We start from the raw sequence: 15,869 nt of genomic DNA, 5'->3' as shown, positions 1-15,869 counted from the left end.
CGTTGCTCCTGCATCGATGGGTACAGCAGGACGTCTCAGTCGGAACCTCTCGTGGATACACAGCGTCGCGGTCATCGTCGGGACGATGGTCGGTGCGGGGATCTTCGTCGTCACGGGCACGGCGGCGGAGCTCATGGGGCCGGCCGTCCCGCTCGGCTTCCTCGCCGGACTGCCGGTCGTGTTCTCGACCGCGCTCGTCTACGCGGTCTTCATGAGCGGCCCGCTCGGCGACCATCCCGGCGGTGCCTACATGCACATCTCGCGGACGTGGAACTCGACGCTCGCGGGCTACGTCTTCATCTGGCTGAAAGTCGTGGCCTTCATCGGCGCACAGGCGGTCTTCGCGATCGGTTTCGGCAACGCGATCCGCTACTGGCCCGCCCTCCGATTTCTCCCCGCCGAGTGGTGGGCGATCGCCTTTCTCACCGTCCTGTTCGTCCTCCACCTCGTCGGCGTCGACGTCTTCGGCCGGGCACAGGCGATCCTGACGGGTCTCCTCGTCGCCGTCCTCCTGCTGCTCGGCCTCCCCGGCCTGTTCCAGATCGATCCGGGGAACTTTTCGCCGCTGTTTCCCACACAGTTGTATGCCGACGGGCTCGTCGGTCCGTTCGTCGCCGGCACGAGCGCGCTCTTCTTCTCGTATATCGGCTTCGAATCGCTCGCCCAGACCGCCGGCGAGACCGAGAACCCCCGGAAGACGCTGCCGCGCGTGTTCGCGGGCAGCGTCCTCTTCATCGGACTGCTCTACTTGCTCGTAAGTGTCGTCGTCCTCGGCATCCTGCCGTGGGAGCAGGTCGCGGGGAGCGAGACGCCGCTCACCGACGCCGCGGCGACGTACTTCCCGGTCGGGACGGCCGGCATCGTCGCCGTCGGGAGCCTGCTCGCGTACACGACGACCGCCAACGCCGGCTACATGTCCCCGAGCCGGATCCTCTACGCGCTCGGTCGGGATCGACTGCTGCCCGACGCGCTCACACACGTCAACGACCGGTTCGGTACGCCGGACGTCGGGCTCACGCTCACGTGGGCGATCGCCGTCGCGTTCGTCCTCACCTCGACGTTCTCGTACGCGCTGAGCATCTCGCTGGCCGCGCTCCTGTTCATGTATATCGCCCACGCGCTCTCGCTCGTCGCCCTGCCGCACGTCAATCCGACACTGTACGAGCGCAGTGGACTGAAATTCGGGCCGGTCACAGTCGCGGTCATCGGGCTGTTCAGCGCCGGTTCGATGCTCGTCTTCCTCTCACAGACGATCTCGCTGGCGGATCTCGGCCCGGCTGTCCAGCAACTACTTGCCGGTGACGTCGGCGGAGCACTCCTCTCCAGTAGCCTTCTTCTGCTGGGGATCTGGCTCGTCGTCGGCCTCCTGGTCTACGCGGGCTACCGGCTCTCGATCGACGGCGAGTTCCCCGCGCGGCTGCCGTTCGCTTTCCTCGAAGAGTAGTGAGCGAAAGGATACTGTACGCGCGCCGACTCCGTGCAGTATGCCCGCTTTCGATGCCAGTCGCGAGGGTGCGACCGCCCGCGACGAAGCCGATCCGCTCGCCGGGTTCGCCGATCGCTTTCACCGCTCGGACGAACTCTACCTCGACGGCAACTCGCTCGGTCCGCTCTCGACGGACGCACACCGCACGCTCGAACGCGTCATCGACGAGTGGCGAGAGCTCGGCATCCGCGGCTGGACCGACGGCGATCCGCCCTGGTTTCGCTACGGGGAGTATCTCGGCGACCGTCTCGCACCGCTGCTCGGCGTCGGGGAAAGTGAGGTCGTCGCGGCAAACGCCACGACGGTCAACATCCACACGCTCGTCGGGACGTTTCTCGACACGATCGACGGGCGGCCGACGGTGCTCGTCGACGAGCTGAACTTCCCGACCGACGGCTACGCCGTCCGTGCCCAGCTCCGCCAGCGCGGGTTCGATCCCGACAATCGGCTCGTGGTCGTCGAGAGCGACGACGGACGGACGATCGACGAGGACGACGTCGTCACAGCACTGGAGACGAACGACGTCGATCTCCTCTTACTGCCATCGGTGCTCTATCGCAGCGGTCAGCTGCTCGACGTCGATCGCATCGCGACCGCCGCAGCCGACGCAGGAACGATCTGTGGATTCGATCTCGCGCACTCGATCGGTGTCGTTCCCCACGACCTCTCGAACGTCGACTTCGCCGTCTGGTGTAGCTACAAGTATCTCAACGCCGGCCCGGGAGCCATCGCCGGGCTCTACGTGAACGAACGCCACTTCGGCACCCAGCCCGCACTCGCCGGCTGGTGGGGTCACGAGAAGGAGACCCAGTTCGCGATGCGTTCGACGTACACGCCGGCCAACACCGCGGGCGCGTGGCAGATCGGCACGGTTCCGATGCTGAGCGCCGCACCGCTGGAGGGTGCTCTCGACATCGTCGACGAGGCCGGTATCGACGCGATCCGCGAGAAATCGCTCGATCTGACGGCGTACCTGATCGAACTCGTCGACGAACAGCTCGACGATTCGTTCGTCATCGGAACACCCCGCGAACGCGCCCGACGCGGTGGGCACGTCGCCATCGAGCATCCCCACGCGGAGCGACTCGCGGCGGCACTCGCCGCCCGCGACGCCGTGGTCGACTTCCGCCCGCCGAACGTCGTCCGGGTCTGTCCGGCACCGCTGTACACGAGCTACGTCGACGTTTGGGAGTTCGTCGCGACGTTGGCCGAGATCGCCGAATCGGGCGCGTACGAACGGTTCGATCCCGACGGTACCGTCACGTAGCGTCCCTGCGAGTGACCAACGGCTAAGTGCCGACCACCGGAATCCCACGCATGCTCTATCGCGAGTTCGAAACCCAGGCGGAGCTGGATGCACAGTACAACGTGAGCCAGGCCGTCGACGATGCCTCCGAGTACGCGGAGTTCTACACCGAGAAGAGTCGAGAGGTTCGTGCGGAGATCGATCATCACCGCGACGTCTCGTTTGGTCCGACAGTGGCCGAACGGCTCGACGTCTTCCCCGCCGACTGCGAGAACGCCCCGATCCTCCTCTTCATCCACGGCGGCTACTGGCACAGCCGCACCAGCGACGAGTTCGACTTCGTCGCCCGTGGTCCCGTCTCGGCGGGCGTGACGACCGTCGTGATGAACTATGCACTCTGTCCGTCGGTCTCGATCGACGAGATCGTCCGCCAGTCCCGTGCTGCGGTCGTCTGGCTCGCCGATCACGCGGACGAGTTCGGCAGCGACGGTGATTCCATCCACGTCGCCGGCCACTCGGCGGGTGGCCATCTGGCCGCAATGTTGCTGACGACCGACTGGGCGGGCGAATACGACCGATCGCCGGATATCATCGAGAGCGCCTGCACGATCAGCGGCCTGTTCGATCTCGCCCCGTTTCCCTACACCTGGCTCCAGCCGAAACTGCAGTTGACCTGGGACGAGGTCCGGCGCAACAGCCCGATCCGCCACGTTCCGTCGGAGGCACCGCCGCTGCTGGTCAGCTATGGCGCGGACGAGCCCGCGGAACTGCGTCGCCAGTCCGAGGATTTCCTGACCGCGTGGCAGCAGGCTGGCCTCGACGGCACCGGGCTGGCACAGCCAGCGACCAACCACTACACCGCGATCGAGGGGTTTCTCGATGCGGACAGTCGGCTCTGTTCGGCCATCCTGGAACGGATCGACAACTGATCGACGCACCGGACACGATAGAGAACCGAAAGGTCAGTTGTCGATCCCCATCACCTACTCGTTGGCTCGCTTTACCGACCGAGAGGGGTCTTCGACTTCCCCCCCTCCTTCTTTGAGCACCATAGAGGAATTTCCGTTACCCGTTTTTCCAACGTGTCTTCGTCGGTTCGCGGGGGGGGGGAACTCATCGATGTCACTAATGCTCGCCCGGAAAGTCGAAGAGCAACGAGCCAACCGCCGATCTGCTGCTGGCGGTGTTCCGGTCGGAAATCGTCTAGCAGCCTAACTCTTCCGAGAGCATAGCTCGACGATGGAGAGCAATGATATATTATATAGGTTGGACGGCGCCAACTTGCTTGTGCTTGCCGAATAGAATTGAAACGTGGGGACATACGTCGTAGATGCGATGGCACGAGATTTCACCGACGACGATCGAGGCAAATCGGTGTTCGACTACCAGGGCAACAGAGTGGGCCGGATCACGAACGTGGAAAACGGAAGTGGAACGGTCGAAACGGACGACGACTCCAGCCTGACGGACAAAATCAAGTCGGCGCTCAACTGGGATGACGACGATGACAGCCACGAGCTTCGGAGCGACGACGTCGATACGATCGACGACGATGAAGTCCGGCTCCGAAACGTATAGTCGGATCGCGTTTCCACGAACAGCGATCCAGAAGGTCACCCCTTATTTTCGAAGGCGCGCGCAGTTTTGATAGTAATATCGAGATGTGTTGACAGAAACATGTCGGATCGACGAACGTACCGCACGGGAGGCGGGCCAAACGGAGGCCGATCGACCCCGATCCATTCCGACTCGTCTCTACACCCTTCTTGGAACCCAAAGCGTGGAGTGTTCTCCGACGGACACGACGTGAACGGAGTGACTCAAAACGAGTCACGAAGTGAACGGGCCAGGAGGGATTTGAACCACAGTCGTTTCGCTCACTCCGTTCGCTTCACTCCCTGATTCAAATCTACCGTGGCTGCTTCGCTCCTCACGTTCGTTCGTCGCAGAAGCGGGCCGGGAGGGATTTGAACCCCCGACTGTCTGATTAAGAGTCAGATGCTCTGCCTAACTGAGCTACCGGCCCTGACGATTCGGAGTTACCCGGCCCCAGTCAAATACGTTTTCCTTCACCGATCACGAGCGAGGGCGATACTCTGCGACTGCGGTGTCGTGGTCTCCTCGCGAACGGGGCGAGATTCGACTGACAAGAAATTCTGTAGCGAACGGCGAGCGTCGTCCGACGCAAGCAGAGTGTGGTGATCGACCGCCGCCACCCGGTGCAGTAAAAACTACTACTGGAATCCGATGCGTCCGCCGCTGCGGCCGCGAGCAGGGTCCGCGGCACCGCCCTTGAACTCCTCGGCCATGCGGTCGTAGTAGTCGAGGATGTCCTCGGTGATCGTCGGACGAACGGTTTCGAGCGCGGACCGGAAGTGGCGCATCTCGACGACGGTGGCGTCGGGATCGTCACGGAGCGCCTGGATCGCAGCCTCGCGAGCGATGGATTCGAGATCCGAGCCGACGTAGCCGTCGGTGATCTCGGCGATCTCGCGCAGGCTCACGTCGGCCGCCAGCGGCGTGTCGTCGGTGTGGATCGAGAGGATGCGCTCGCGACCCTCGATGCTCGGCTGACCGACCATCACGAGTCGGTCGAACCGCCCCGATCTGATGAGCGCCGGGTCGATCATGTCCGGTCGGTTGGTCGCGGCGACGACCATCACGTCCTTCATGTCCTCCAGCCCGTCGAGCTCCGTGAGGAGCTGGTTGACGACGCGCTCGGAGACGTTCGAGCCCATGTCGCCACCGCGGCTCGGGGCGAGACTATCGAGTTCGTCGAAGAAAATGACTGTGGGCGAGACCTGTCGTGCCTTCTTGAACGTCTGTCGGATCGCCTTCTCGGACTCGCCGACCCACTTCGAGAGCAGCTGTGGCCCGCGCACCGAGATGAAGTTGGCGTTGGTCTCGTTGGCGACGGCCTTGGCCATCAGCGTCTTGCCCGTTCCCGGTGGCCCGTAGAGCAGCACGCCCGCTGGTGGCTCGATACCGAGCCGCGAGAAGCGCTCGGGGCTCGACAGCGGCCACTCGACGGCCTCCTTGAGTTCGCCCTTGGCATCTTCGAGCCCGCCGACGTCCCCCCACGTGATCTTCGGGAGCTCGACGAGCACCTCGCGCATCGCGCTTGGCTCGACCTCGTTGAGCGCGCCGTCGAAGTCCTCGCGCTTGATGATCATCCGATCGATGAGGCTCGGCGGGACGTCCTCCTCGTCGAGATCGATCTCGGGCAGGTAGCGCCGGAGCGCCTTCATCGCCGACTCCTTCGTGAGGCTCTCGATGTCGGCACCGACGAACCCGTGGGTCTCGTCGGCGAGCCCCGAGAGGTTCACGTCGTCCGACAGCGGCATCCCCCGCGTGTGGATCTGGAGGATCTCCTCACGCCCACGCTCGTCAGGTACCCCAATTTCGATCTCGCGGTCGAACCGACCCGGTCTGCGGAGTGCGGGATCGACCGAGTCGACGCGGTTGGTCGCGCCGATGACGATGACCTGGCCTCTGCTCTCCAGGCCGTCCATCATCGTCAGCAGCTGGGCGACGACGCGCCGTTCGACCTCTCCGGTCACGTCCTCGCGCTTCGGCGCTATCGAGTCGAGCTCGTCGATGAAGATGATCGCTGGCGACTCCTCGGTCGCGTCCTCGAAGATCTCTCGGAGCTGCTGTTCGCTCTCGCCGTAGTATTTGGAGATGATCTCCGGGCCGGCGATCGAGAAGAAACTCGCCGAAGTCTCGTTGGCGACGGCTTTCGCCAGTAAGGTCTTCCCCGTGCCGGGCGGGCCGTGGAGGAGCACTCCTTGAGGTGGCTCGATGCCGAGTTTCTGGAAGATCTGGGGGTGTTTCATCGGCAGCTCGACCATCTCGCGGACGCGCTGGATCTCGCTCTGGAGGCCGCCGATGTCCTCGTAGGTGATGCCGCCGCCCGTCTTCTCGAACCCCGAGATCGGCTCCTCGCGGAGTTCGACGTCGGTGTCCTCGGTGATGAGCGCCACCCCGTCGGGCTCGGTGTCGACGGCGATCAGCGGGATCGCCTGCCCCGGCGAGCGCATGAACGGATGGTTGGTCGAGCTCATCACGGGGACGATGTCGCGTTCCACCACGGGGCGCTTCAGGATCTGGCGTTTGACCATGCCGGCCGCGTCGCTACCGAACTGGACGGAGGCCTCCTCGGGTGGGGCGAGCACGAGCCGGTCGGCCGTCCCAGGATCGGCCTTGCGGATCTCGACGCGCTCGCCGATGCCGATGTCGGCGTTCTGTCGCGTGAACCCGTCGATCCGAACCGTATCGGTGTTCCAGTCCTGCCGATCGGCGCGCCAGACCTTCGCGGCGGTCGTGTCGCCACCCTCGATCTCGATGATGTCGCCCGGCGAGAGTTTGAGATGCAACAGGGTATCCGGATCGAGGCGGGCGATGCCGCGGCCCGAGTCGTTGGGGTACGCCTTCGCCACCTCCAGTTGGACTTCGTTCATGGCTGGCTGATGTCCCATACTCCGTCGCTGGCGGGGTTATGCCTTTTGCCTGTCCGCCCATGCCGGACCACCACGACCGGACGGCTTTTCGCCACGCCAGCCCCACCCCGACCATGCGAACACTGGCGTTCGACGGTCGCATGGGCGCGAGCGGCGACATGCTCTGTGGCGCGCTGCTCGCCGCCGGCGCGGATCCCGATGTGTTGGAGCCGATCGAGAAGGCACTCGACGTCCGGTACGCGATCGATACGACGACGAAGAACGGTATCGACGCGACGACCGTTGCCGTCCTTTTCGATGACGAATCCACCGACGACCACGACGAAACCGACGACGATCGATCGCACGACCACGGCGATCACGCGCAGACGCACGACCACACCCACCCCCATTCTCACGACGATCACGGTCACGAGCACACGCACGAGCATTCTCATGACGACCACGAAGGGCATGATCACGGCGATCACACGCACGCCGAGGGTGCTGGCCCGACCCGATCGTACACCGAAGTCGTCGAACTCGTCGAGTCGATGGGGCTCCCCGAGGAAGTCGAACGTGACGCGACGGCGATCTTCGAAATTCTGGGCGAGGCGGAGGCAGCGGTCCACGGCACCGACCTCGATGCAACCCACTTCCACGAGGTCGGCGCTGACGATGCCATCGCGGACGTCGTCGGGGCGACGCTACTGCTCGATTCGCTCGACGTCGAGCGCGTCGTGACGACGCCGATCGCGGGTGGTGGCGGTACGGTCGCGATGAGCCACGGCACCTATCCCGTGCCGGCACCCGCGGTGGTCGATGTCGTCGAACGCGCCGACTGGGCGCTTCACGGTGGCCCGGTCGACGGCGAACTCCTGACTCCCACGGGTGCGGCGATCCTCGCACACGTCGCCGACGGCGTCGAACGACTGCCCGCGCTCGATCTCGACGCGTCGGGCTACGGCGCTGGCGATCACGATTTTCCCGACTATCCGAACGTACTCCGGGCGCTGGTCGGTACCAGTAGCGAGGGCCTCACGCGCGAGGGAATTCGCGTGCTCGAAACGAACCTCGACGACGCCCCGCCGGAGGTGCTCGGCGGGTTGCACGACAGTCTCAAAGCGGCCGGCGCGCGTGACGTCTCGATCATCCCGACGACGATGAAGAAATCCCGTCCGGGCCATCTCGTGAAGGTCATCGTCAAATCCGAGGACGCAGAGCAAGTCGCCCGCCGACTCGCCGTCGAAACGGGGACCCTCGGCGTGCGCGAGACCGGCGCGCGCCACCGCTGGGTCGCTGAGCGCGCCTTTGAGACCGCGACGATCGCCATCGAGGGCGAGGAGTACGAGGTCGGGGTGAAGATCGCCAGCGATTCTGAGGGAACGGTCTACGACGTGAGCGCCGAATACGACGACGCGAGCGTGATCGCCGCCGAGACTGACGTGCCGATCCGAGAGGTCATGCGGCGGGCCGAGAATACTGTTCGAGAGTAGCTCGAAGTGCCGTCACTGCTCGCGGTGCTCCGCAAGCGCTTCCTGGATACTCAGTTCGCCGGCCGCAACACGACGGGCGAGCGCCTCGTCGATCTCGCGATTGGTATCCGACTGCTCGCGCGAGCGCGCCTTGATCACGTCGAGTTCGCCGACGGTGGGTTCGACGGTGCGCTCGCGGACCTGCTCGCCCGAGCGCCGGGCGATGTTGACGGCGGCGAGCACGTCGCCCATCCCGCGCGCACCGGTTCCGAGCGAGGGCGTCGTGCCGGTCTCGTCGACCAGTTCCACGGGAACGTCGAGTTCGTCGATGAGGGACGCGCCCGTGAGTCGTGCGCCATCACCGACACGGACGATCGGATCCGCCGCGTCGGCGATCTCGTCGGCAATGACGTCGGCAGCGTCGGCGAGCGGGACGTGAAACGCCGCGACCACCACGTCGCCCGAGAGCACGGCGATACCGGGTCGATCGCCGGGATCGACGCCGACGATCGTCCGGCCACCGTCGCGCAGCGACGAGAGCGCGCTCTCGACCGCCCGCTGTGGCTCCGCTGGATCGGCACGGATGATCTCGATCTCTTTGTCGGGTGTCTCGTCCCTGTCGGGCACGTCGTCCTCGTCGCCGACGACGAGAACGTGCGTCCGCTCGGGGAGTTCGTCGCCGGGCTCCACCGTCGTGAACTCGACGCCGCGCTCGCGGAGCTCGGTGACGACGCCGTGATAGAGCTCGAAGTCGGCGGTGGCGACGACGATCACGTTCACACTCGATCGCCGGCACAAATAAACGCTCACCACGCGGCGACAGGACGACTTTTGGTGGACGGGCGGCAACGGCCGCCGTGAGCGAACCGCTTTCGACCGGCTGTGGGGTGCTCGACGACCTCCTCGGCGGCGGGCTCCCGCGCGGGGCCGTCACGCAGGTCTACGGCCCGCCGGCCGCCGGCAAGACGAATCTCGCGCTGTCGGCGGCCGTCGAGACGGCCGTCGACGGCGATGCGAGCTACTACGTCGACACCGAGGGGCTCTCCGTGGCACGTTTCGAGCAGCTCGCACAGGCACGCAGCGCCGATCTCGACGATCTCACCTCGCGCATCGTCGTCGCCGAGGCGCTCGATTTCGACGAACAGGAGGAGGCCGTCCGCGACGCCGAACAGCTCGCCGAGCGCACCTCGTTGATCGTGCTCGACAGCGCGACGGGCTTCTATCGCCTGGAGCGGACGAACCGGGAGGACGGCGAGGCGCTCCGACAGATCGGTCGCCAGGTGACGCATCTGCTGTCGCTCGCGCGCAAACACGATCTCGCCGTGTTGCTCACCAATCAGGTGTTCGCCGATCCCGAGAGCGAGTCGGGGCGGGCGCGGGCACTCGGCGGCCACACGCTCTCCCATCTGACGGGGACGATCCTCAGACTCGAACGGTTCCGAGCGGGCAACCGCCGAGCGACGCTCGAAAAACACGGCTCGAAAGCTGCCGGCGAGACCTGCCGGTTCGCGATCACGAACGACGGTCTCGAAGCGGTCGAAGAAGGGGTTTAGGCCGGGTTCGCGGCGACGGGGGCCAGCGACGAACTGTTCGCCGAGCCGCCAGCGCTCTCGTTCGAACCGCTACCGGATTTCTGCTCGTCGAGCCACGACTGGTATTCGTCCTGTGGCATGACCGTCATGTTGGCGAGCATCTTCGAGTGGCCGGAGCCACAGAACTCGGCACAGTAGAGCTGGTAGGTGCCGGGTTCGGTGGCGTTGGTCATGATCGTGTTGTACTCGCCGGGGATGGCGTCCTGTTTGAGGCCGAGCGCCGGCACGTGGACGGCGTGGATGACGTCACGGGAGGTGATGTGGAGATAGACCGACTTGTTCGCCGGTACCGCGAGTTCGGTCGAGGAGTTGACGCCCGCGTCCGGATAGATGAACTCCCAGCCCCACTGGAAGGCGTCGATCTCGATCTCGACGGCCTGTTTGCTATCCGGGGCGGTCGCCCCCGAGCGGTTCGGATGCGTGACCGACGGTTGGATCTGCTGTTGGGCCTGGGGCTGTGCCTGATTCTCGTCGGCCGTCAGCGCGATCGCCGGGCTGCCGAGCACCGTGTAGGAGGCGACGCCGACGAACAGGAGGATGATCGCGGTGGCGACCGTCCACGTGATCTCGAGCCGCCGGTTCTCGCGGGTCGGCTGCGGATCGTCGTTGTTCCGAAATTTCCAGACTGCGTAGACCAGAATGATCTGGACGAGCAGCGTTATCGGGATCGCGACGTAGAGCAGCTTCGCGTTCAGTCCGTAGATGAGGTCCGCGTTGACCGACTGTGCCAACACCGGTTCCGTCGCGGCGAGAACGACCCCGACCACCAGCAGGGCGTACCGCCCGAGACGCGTTTTGGTCATCTGTCCGCGCTTCGGTAGTGGAGCATAAATACCTGCTGACTCCCCCGCCGATAGCCGAAAACGCGGGGCCTAAGTACGCCGATTGCGAAGATCAAAATCGAGTCACAACACCGTGACAGCCAACACAGCCACCGAGCGCAGACGGGTGACGACGCTGCTTGCGGCCGCGGCCATCGGCGTCTATCTTCTCATCGTCGTCGGAGCGACGACGGCGCTGACCGAGGCGACGCAAGCCTGCTCGACCTGGCCGCTCTGTGGCACCGATCTCTCCGATCCGCGCGTGCTCATCGCCTGGGGCCACCGCCTCGCGGCGCTCGTCGTCGGCGTCGTCGTCCTCGCGGCGCTCGTCACGACCTGGCGCTCGTCCACGTCGCGACGCGCGAAGGCTGTCCTCCTCGTCCCGTTCGTTCTCTACCCCGTCCAGATCGGACTGGGCGCGCTCGCCGCGACCACCTCGGCCGACTGGCTCTCGACGCTTCACCTGCTCTCCGGGATGGCGATCTTCGTCGGGCTCGTCCTCGCGCTCGCGTGGACGCTCGAGCTCGGCACCGACGACACGGCACCGGTCACGGATCCGGATCCACTCACGGCCGAACCGACCGACACCGGCGAGACCCCGTCACTACAGCCCTCGTCACGGCCATCCGGCCCGCTCGCCCGTGCGAAACGGATCGGCGCGGCGTATTTCCGACTGATGAAACCCCGACTGATGTGGCTGCTCTGTCTCGTGGCGGCCGCCGGGATGGCGCTCGCGGCCGGGCCGTCGCTCGATGCCGGGATCGTCGTCAGGGTGCTCGGCGGTGGCGTGCTCGCGATCGGCGCGAGCGGCACGTTCAACCACGTGCTCGAACGCAAGAAGGATCGGAAGATGCAGCGGACGAACGACCGCCCGATCGCCACCGATCAGGTGGGCGTGACGAACGCACTCGCCTTCGGCGTCCTGCTGGCGGCCGCCTCGCTCGCGCTGTTCCTCTCGGTCAACCTGCTGGCGGCCGCGCTCGGCCTCTGTGCCATCCTCTTTTATAGCGTGATCTACACGCTCGTGCTCAAACCGAACACGGTGCAGAACACCGTTCTGGGTGGTGCTGCGGGCGCGCTGCCGGCACTCATCGGCTGGGTCGGGGTGACGGGAACGATTGGCGTGCCGGGGCTCGCGCTCGCGGGCGTCATCTTCCTCTGGACGCCGGCACACTTCTACAATCTCGCGCTCGCGTACAAGGACGACTACGCCCGCGGTGGCTTTCCGATGTTGCCCGTGGTTCGTGGCGAGCGCGTCACCCGCCGACATATCGTCTGGTATCTCGCGGCCACGCTGCTCGGTGCGAGCGTCCTCGCCGCAGTCACATCGCTCGGCTGGCTCTACGCCGGCGCGACGGTCGCCTTCGGCGCACTGTTCCTCTGGACGGTCGTCAGACTCCATCGCGAGCGCAGCGAACAGGCCGCCTTCCGTGCGTTTCACGCTTCGAACGCCTATCTCGGCGCGCTGCTGTTCGCCATCGTCATCGACGCCATCCTGCTCTGAGCCGGCGATAGGCGTAAATCGGCCGAGACGCAATCTTCACCATGGCGACAGTCGAGATCGAATACTGCGTCCCCTGTGGCTTCCTCGAACGCGCCGAAAACGTCCAGCACGCGCTGCTCACGAACTTCGGTGCCAAACTCGACCGGGTGGCACTCGTCACCGGCGATCACGGCGTCTTCAGAGTGAACGTCGACGGCGAGACGGTCTTCGACAAGAGCGAGGACGAGTACGACGTCGACGGCATCACCCGCGAGGTGCGCGGTCGACTCTGACGCTCGTCGAATCGAACCCCTTAGAACGGGCGCGACCGTCGATCCAGCATGGATGCGGTACTGCGTGCTGAGGACGTTCGCCGGGAGTACGGCGAGACGGTGGCGCTCGACGGCGTCTCGCTGTCGGTCGCCGCCGGCGAGGTGTTCGCGCTGGTCGGCCCGAACGGTGCGGGCAAGACGACGCTCGTGCGCGCGCTGACCGGCACCACCGCGGTCGACGGCGCGGTGTCGCTGTTCGACTCGTCGCCCGACGCGGTTGAGAACGCACGCCTCGGCGTGCTCCCCCAATCGTTTTCGCCGCCGGCACGGCTGAGCGCGCGCGAACTGCTCGACTACTACGCCGGTCTGTACGACGATCCACGTGACATCGAGAGCGTTCTCGACGACGTCGGGATGACCGACAGCGCCGACACACGGTACGAGGACCTCTCGGGCGGCCAGCAACGCCGGACCTGCGTCGGCGCGACGCTCGTCAACGATCCCGACCTGCTGGTGCTCGACGAGCCGACGACGGGCATCGATCCGGCCGGTCGGCGCGCGCTCTGGCGACTCCTGGAGGGGCTCGCGGCCGGCGGCACGACGATCCTCCTCACCACCCACTACATGGCCGAGGCCGAGCGGCTCGCCGATCGGGTGGGGCTGCTCGCCGACGGCCAGCTGGCCGCCGTCGGTTCCCCTACTGACCTCGTCGCCGAATACGGTGGTCGGTCGCGTCTCGAAATCGAAACCGACGCCGACACGACATCGCTCGACGGGCTCGACCATACGATCGACCCCCATCCGACGGGTATCGTCGTGGGCGACGTTTCGGCGACCGAGATCGGGACGGTGGTGGACGCGCTCGAACGGAACGCCATCGACTACGGCGAGCTCGCGTGGCGACAGCCCGACCTGGAGGACGTCTATCTCACAGTGACCGACGAAAGCCGTTCGCGCGACGGTATCGACGGCGATCGCTCGCTCGCGGAGACGGGGCGGACGACGGAGGTGGCACAGTGACCGCGACCGGGCGGATCGGTGCAGCGACCAGCGCGGCGTGGCGCTCGTTCCTGCGCCGGCGGACGGCCGTCTTCTTCACCTTCTTTTTCCCCGTGATCCTCATCCTCATCTTCGGCGTGCTGGTCGGTACGCGCCTGACCGGCGGCGGACTCTTTACGGAGTCGCCGGCGTACTACGTCCCGGGCTATCTGGCCGTCGTCGTGCTCTTCACGCCGCTCTCGCGCGTCGGTAGCACGGTCGCGCGCCATCGCGAGGGCAATCGCTTCGAGAAACTCGCCAGTACGCCGCTCACCCGCTCGGAGTGGCTGCTCGCCCAGACGCTGGTCAACGTACTGATCATCGGGCTCGCGGGCCTGCTCATCCTCGGGCTCGTCGTCCTCCTCACGGGTGCGGACGTGACGCTCTCGGTCGTCGTCATCCCGTTCGTCGTCGTCTCGGTCGCGCTGTTCTGTGGCGTGGGCGCGCTTCTCGGCAGCCTCGCCGACTCTCAAGATGGGGTCATCGCGGCGAGCAACTCGCTGGCACTCCCGCTGCTCTTCCTGTCCGATACGTTCGTGCCGCCCGATCTGCTCCCCGAGTGGTTCCAGCCGGTGATGAACGTCTCGCCGCTGACGTACTTCGCTCGCGGCGTGCGCACGGTCGTCACCGGTGGGGGCGGCTGGGAGCTCGATCTCGTGGTCCTCTGCGTGCTCGCGGTCGTCTTCTTCGCACTCGGGGCGTACGCCCTGCCGCGCACGGACTGATCGGCGAGTTGCGACTCGATCTTCATTCTGGAACGGAATCGTCGTAACAGGGATCGCCGCGCATCGACCGGATCGAGGGTGCTCTCAGTTCGACGGTGCTACCGCGGCATCCAGCTGTAGAGATGGTTCAGCAGGAAGTAGGTCACGACGCCCAAAAACAGGCTGAGCGACCACGAGGCGACCGCGATGCGGCCGATGCGTGCGTGGGCGGTCTCCTTGAGTTCGGCCGGGGTGTGGGTCAGTCCGAGCACGACCGGGTAGATGACGACGGGGACCGCGATCGCCGACAGCAGGATGTGGATCGCGAGCATCACCAGATAGAGCGGTCTGATGAGGCCGGCGTAGCCGGCGAGGAACTGACCCTGTTCGATGACGATCTCCTTCTCGAACCCGCCACCCACTTTCCAGAGGTAGAGCACGAGGAAGACCATGATGAGTCCGAAGGCGGTGAGCATCGCCGCGCGGTGGCGACGGACCTCGTCGTGCCGGATGAAGTAGAAACCGACGAGCAGCGCCGTCAGCGCGAGACTGTTGACGACGGCGATGGCGTCCGAGAGCAGGAGCACCGTCCCGTCGTCGATCGGCGGAAAGATATCGAGGACGCCGGCGAACGTCCCGATGACGAGCACGTAGCCGATCACCGAGAGGACGGCGGTCGCCGCGAGCGGATGCTCCTTGACGGGGCCGTGCGTGCTGGCTGTTGCCATTCCCGGCCGTTGGCTCGTTCGAACTATCGGTCTTCTGGTTCGGCGCGGCGGGGGAAGATATTTATCGACGGTTTCGACAGTAAATGTATGGTCCGGTCGCTCCTTCAGAGCACGCTGCTCACGCGATACTCGTCGCTCCGATTTCTCCTGATGCTCCTCGGCGTCTGCGTGCTGCTCGCCAGCGGGCCGATCTGGCTCGGCACGGCCGATTTCGATTACCAGTTCGGCTACGACGGCCAGGTCGACGAGCCGAGCTTCCAGCAGCAAACGCAGACGACGCCGTACCGACAGCTCGACGCCGAGACGAAACGCATCGTCGACAACGCCATCGACGGGCAAAGCTACAGTTTCGAGGACGACGGTCTGAGCCTGCCGCAGTACGTCTCGCGCGACGGGACGTTCTACGGGTTCACGTCAAGACGAGCGGTCGACTGGACGAACCCGGGGTCGTTCGTCCCGATCCTGACCGCGCTGGCCGGCTTCTGGCTGGTCTTCGAGGCGGTCCAGCACGAGCGCCGACAGCTCGGGCCGCACGGCTACTGACGATCGTGCATCGTTTTTCACCGATAAACACAAATCGACGGC

15 protein-coding genes and 1 tRNA gene are annotated in these 15,869 nt (G+C 65.6%); 11 read left to right on the top strand and 5 right to left on the bottom strand.

Translation table 11 applies throughout. From position 1 onward, the window contains the following. Positions 1–16: 16 nt before the first annotated feature. The 4 genes from C451_RS13875 (at position 17) to C451_RS13860 (ending at position 4,310) form a co-directional block, all read left to right on the top strand. Positions 17–1,444 (top strand): APC family permease, encoded by a 1,428-nt coding sequence (locus C451_RS13875; RefSeq protein ID WP_007741524.1) that lies wholly within the window; start codon positions 17–19, stop codon positions 1,442–1,444. Positions 1,445–1,484: 40 nt separating this feature from the next. Continuing rightward, on the top strand, positions 1,485–2,753 hold the full coding sequence (kynU, locus tag C451_RS13870) for a kynureninase (protein WP_007741523.1): 1,269 nt from the start codon (positions 1,485–1,487) through the stop codon (positions 2,751–2,753). Positions 2,754–2,803: 50 nt separating this feature from the next. Continuing rightward, positions 2,804–3,661, top strand: coding sequence for an alpha/beta hydrolase (locus tag C451_RS13865; RefSeq protein WP_007741522.1), 858 nt, complete (start codon positions 2,804–2,806; stop codon positions 3,659–3,661). Positions 3,662–4,067: 406 nt separating this feature from the next. Beyond that, complete coding sequence (locus C451_RS13860; protein WP_007741521.1) at positions 4,068–4,310, top strand: hypothetical protein; 243 nt, start codon at positions 4,068–4,070, stop codon at positions 4,308–4,310. A 374-nt stretch (positions 4,311–4,684) separates the two neighbouring features. On the opposite strand, the gene C451_RS13855 is transcribed toward C451_RS13860, so the two are convergent. Together C451_RS13855 and C451_RS13850 are read right to left on the bottom strand one after the other, a co-directional pair. Next, a tRNA-Lys gene (locus C451_RS13855) sits at positions 4,685–4,758 on the bottom strand. A 208-nt stretch (positions 4,759–4,966) separates the two neighbouring features. Beyond that, positions 4,967–7,192: a CDC48 family AAA ATPase gene (locus C451_RS13850; RefSeq protein WP_007741520.1), complete on the bottom strand. Its 2,226-nt coding sequence runs from the start codon at positions 7,190–7,192 to the stop codon at positions 4,967–4,969. Between the two features lie 113 nt (positions 7,193–7,305). On the opposite strand from C451_RS13850, the gene larC reads away from it, so the two are divergent. Beyond that, on the top strand, positions 7,306–8,667 hold the full coding sequence (gene larC / locus C451_RS13845) for a nickel pincer cofactor biosynthesis protein LarC (RefSeq protein WP_007741519.1): 1,362 nt from the start codon (positions 7,306–7,308) through the stop codon (positions 8,665–8,667). A gap of 12 nt (positions 8,668–8,679) precedes the next feature. On the opposite strand, the gene C451_RS13840 is transcribed toward larC, so the two are convergent. Then, positions 8,680–9,420, bottom strand: coding sequence for a hypothetical protein (locus C451_RS13840; RefSeq protein ID WP_193788314.1), 741 nt, complete (start codon positions 9,418–9,420; stop codon positions 8,680–8,682). Between the two features lie 83 nt (positions 9,421–9,503). Between C451_RS13840 and radB the strand changes: the two genes are divergently transcribed. Further along, entirely contained in the window at positions 9,504–10,199 is a 696-nt protein-coding gene (gene radB / locus C451_RS13835; protein WP_007741517.1) for a DNA repair and recombination protein RadB, read from the top strand. On the opposite strand, the gene coxB is transcribed toward radB, so the two are convergent. Further along, positions 10,196–11,041: a cytochrome c oxidase subunit II gene (gene coxB, locus C451_RS13830; protein ID WP_007741516.1), complete on the bottom strand. Its 846-nt coding sequence runs from the start codon at positions 11,039–11,041 to the stop codon at positions 10,196–10,198. The two genes, radB and coxB, sit on opposite strands and share 4 nt — an antisense overlap. A 112-nt stretch (positions 11,042–11,153) precedes the next feature. Between coxB and C451_RS13825 the strand changes: the two genes are divergently transcribed. Genes C451_RS13825 through C451_RS13810 form a run of 4 tightly spaced genes read left to right on the top strand, consistent with a single transcriptional unit; the run spans position 11,154 to position 14,577 of the window. Further along, positions 11,154–12,563, top strand: a complete 1,410-nt coding sequence (locus tag C451_RS13825; RefSeq protein ID WP_007741515.1) for a heme o synthase — start codon at positions 11,154–11,156, stop codon at positions 12,561–12,563. Positions 12,564–12,604: 41 nt separating this feature from the next. Continuing rightward, a complete protein-coding gene (locus C451_RS13820; protein WP_007741513.1) occupies positions 12,605–12,835 on the top strand; it encodes a SelT/SelW/SelH family protein in 231 nt (76 codons plus the stop codon). 48 nt (positions 12,836–12,883) lie between these two features. Next, a complete protein-coding gene (locus tag C451_RS13815; RefSeq protein ID WP_007741512.1) occupies positions 12,884–13,834 on the top strand; it encodes an ABC transporter ATP-binding protein in 951 nt (316 codons plus the stop codon). Next, the gene (locus tag C451_RS13810; RefSeq protein WP_007741510.1) at positions 13,831–14,577 is read left to right on the top strand and encodes an ABC transporter permease; all 747 of its coding nucleotides are present in this window, start codon (positions 13,831–13,833) and stop codon (positions 14,575–14,577) included. Before C451_RS13815 ends, C451_RS13810 begins: the two co-directional genes overlap by 4 nt. A 98-nt stretch (positions 14,578–14,675) precedes the next feature. On the opposite strand, the gene C451_RS13805 is transcribed toward C451_RS13810, so the two are convergent. After that, entirely contained in the window at positions 14,676–15,284 is a 609-nt protein-coding gene (locus C451_RS13805; protein WP_007741509.1) for a DUF420 domain-containing protein, read from the bottom strand. A gap of 87 nt (positions 15,285–15,371) precedes the next feature. Between C451_RS13805 and C451_RS13800 the strand changes: the two genes are divergently transcribed. Further along, positions 15,372–15,827: a hypothetical protein gene (locus tag C451_RS13800; RefSeq protein WP_007741508.1), complete on the top strand. Its 456-nt coding sequence runs from the start codon at positions 15,372–15,374 to the stop codon at positions 15,825–15,827. The last annotated feature ends 42 nt before the right edge of the window (positions 15,828–15,869 follow it).

Source organism: Halococcus thailandensis JCM 13552, from assembly GCF_000336715.1.
GTDB lineage: Archaea > Halobacteriota > Halobacteria > Halobacteriales > Halococcaceae > Halococcus > Halococcus thailandensis.
The sequence above is the reverse complement of the archived record's forward strand: the minus strand, read 5'-3'. Positions and strand labels throughout refer to the sequence as shown.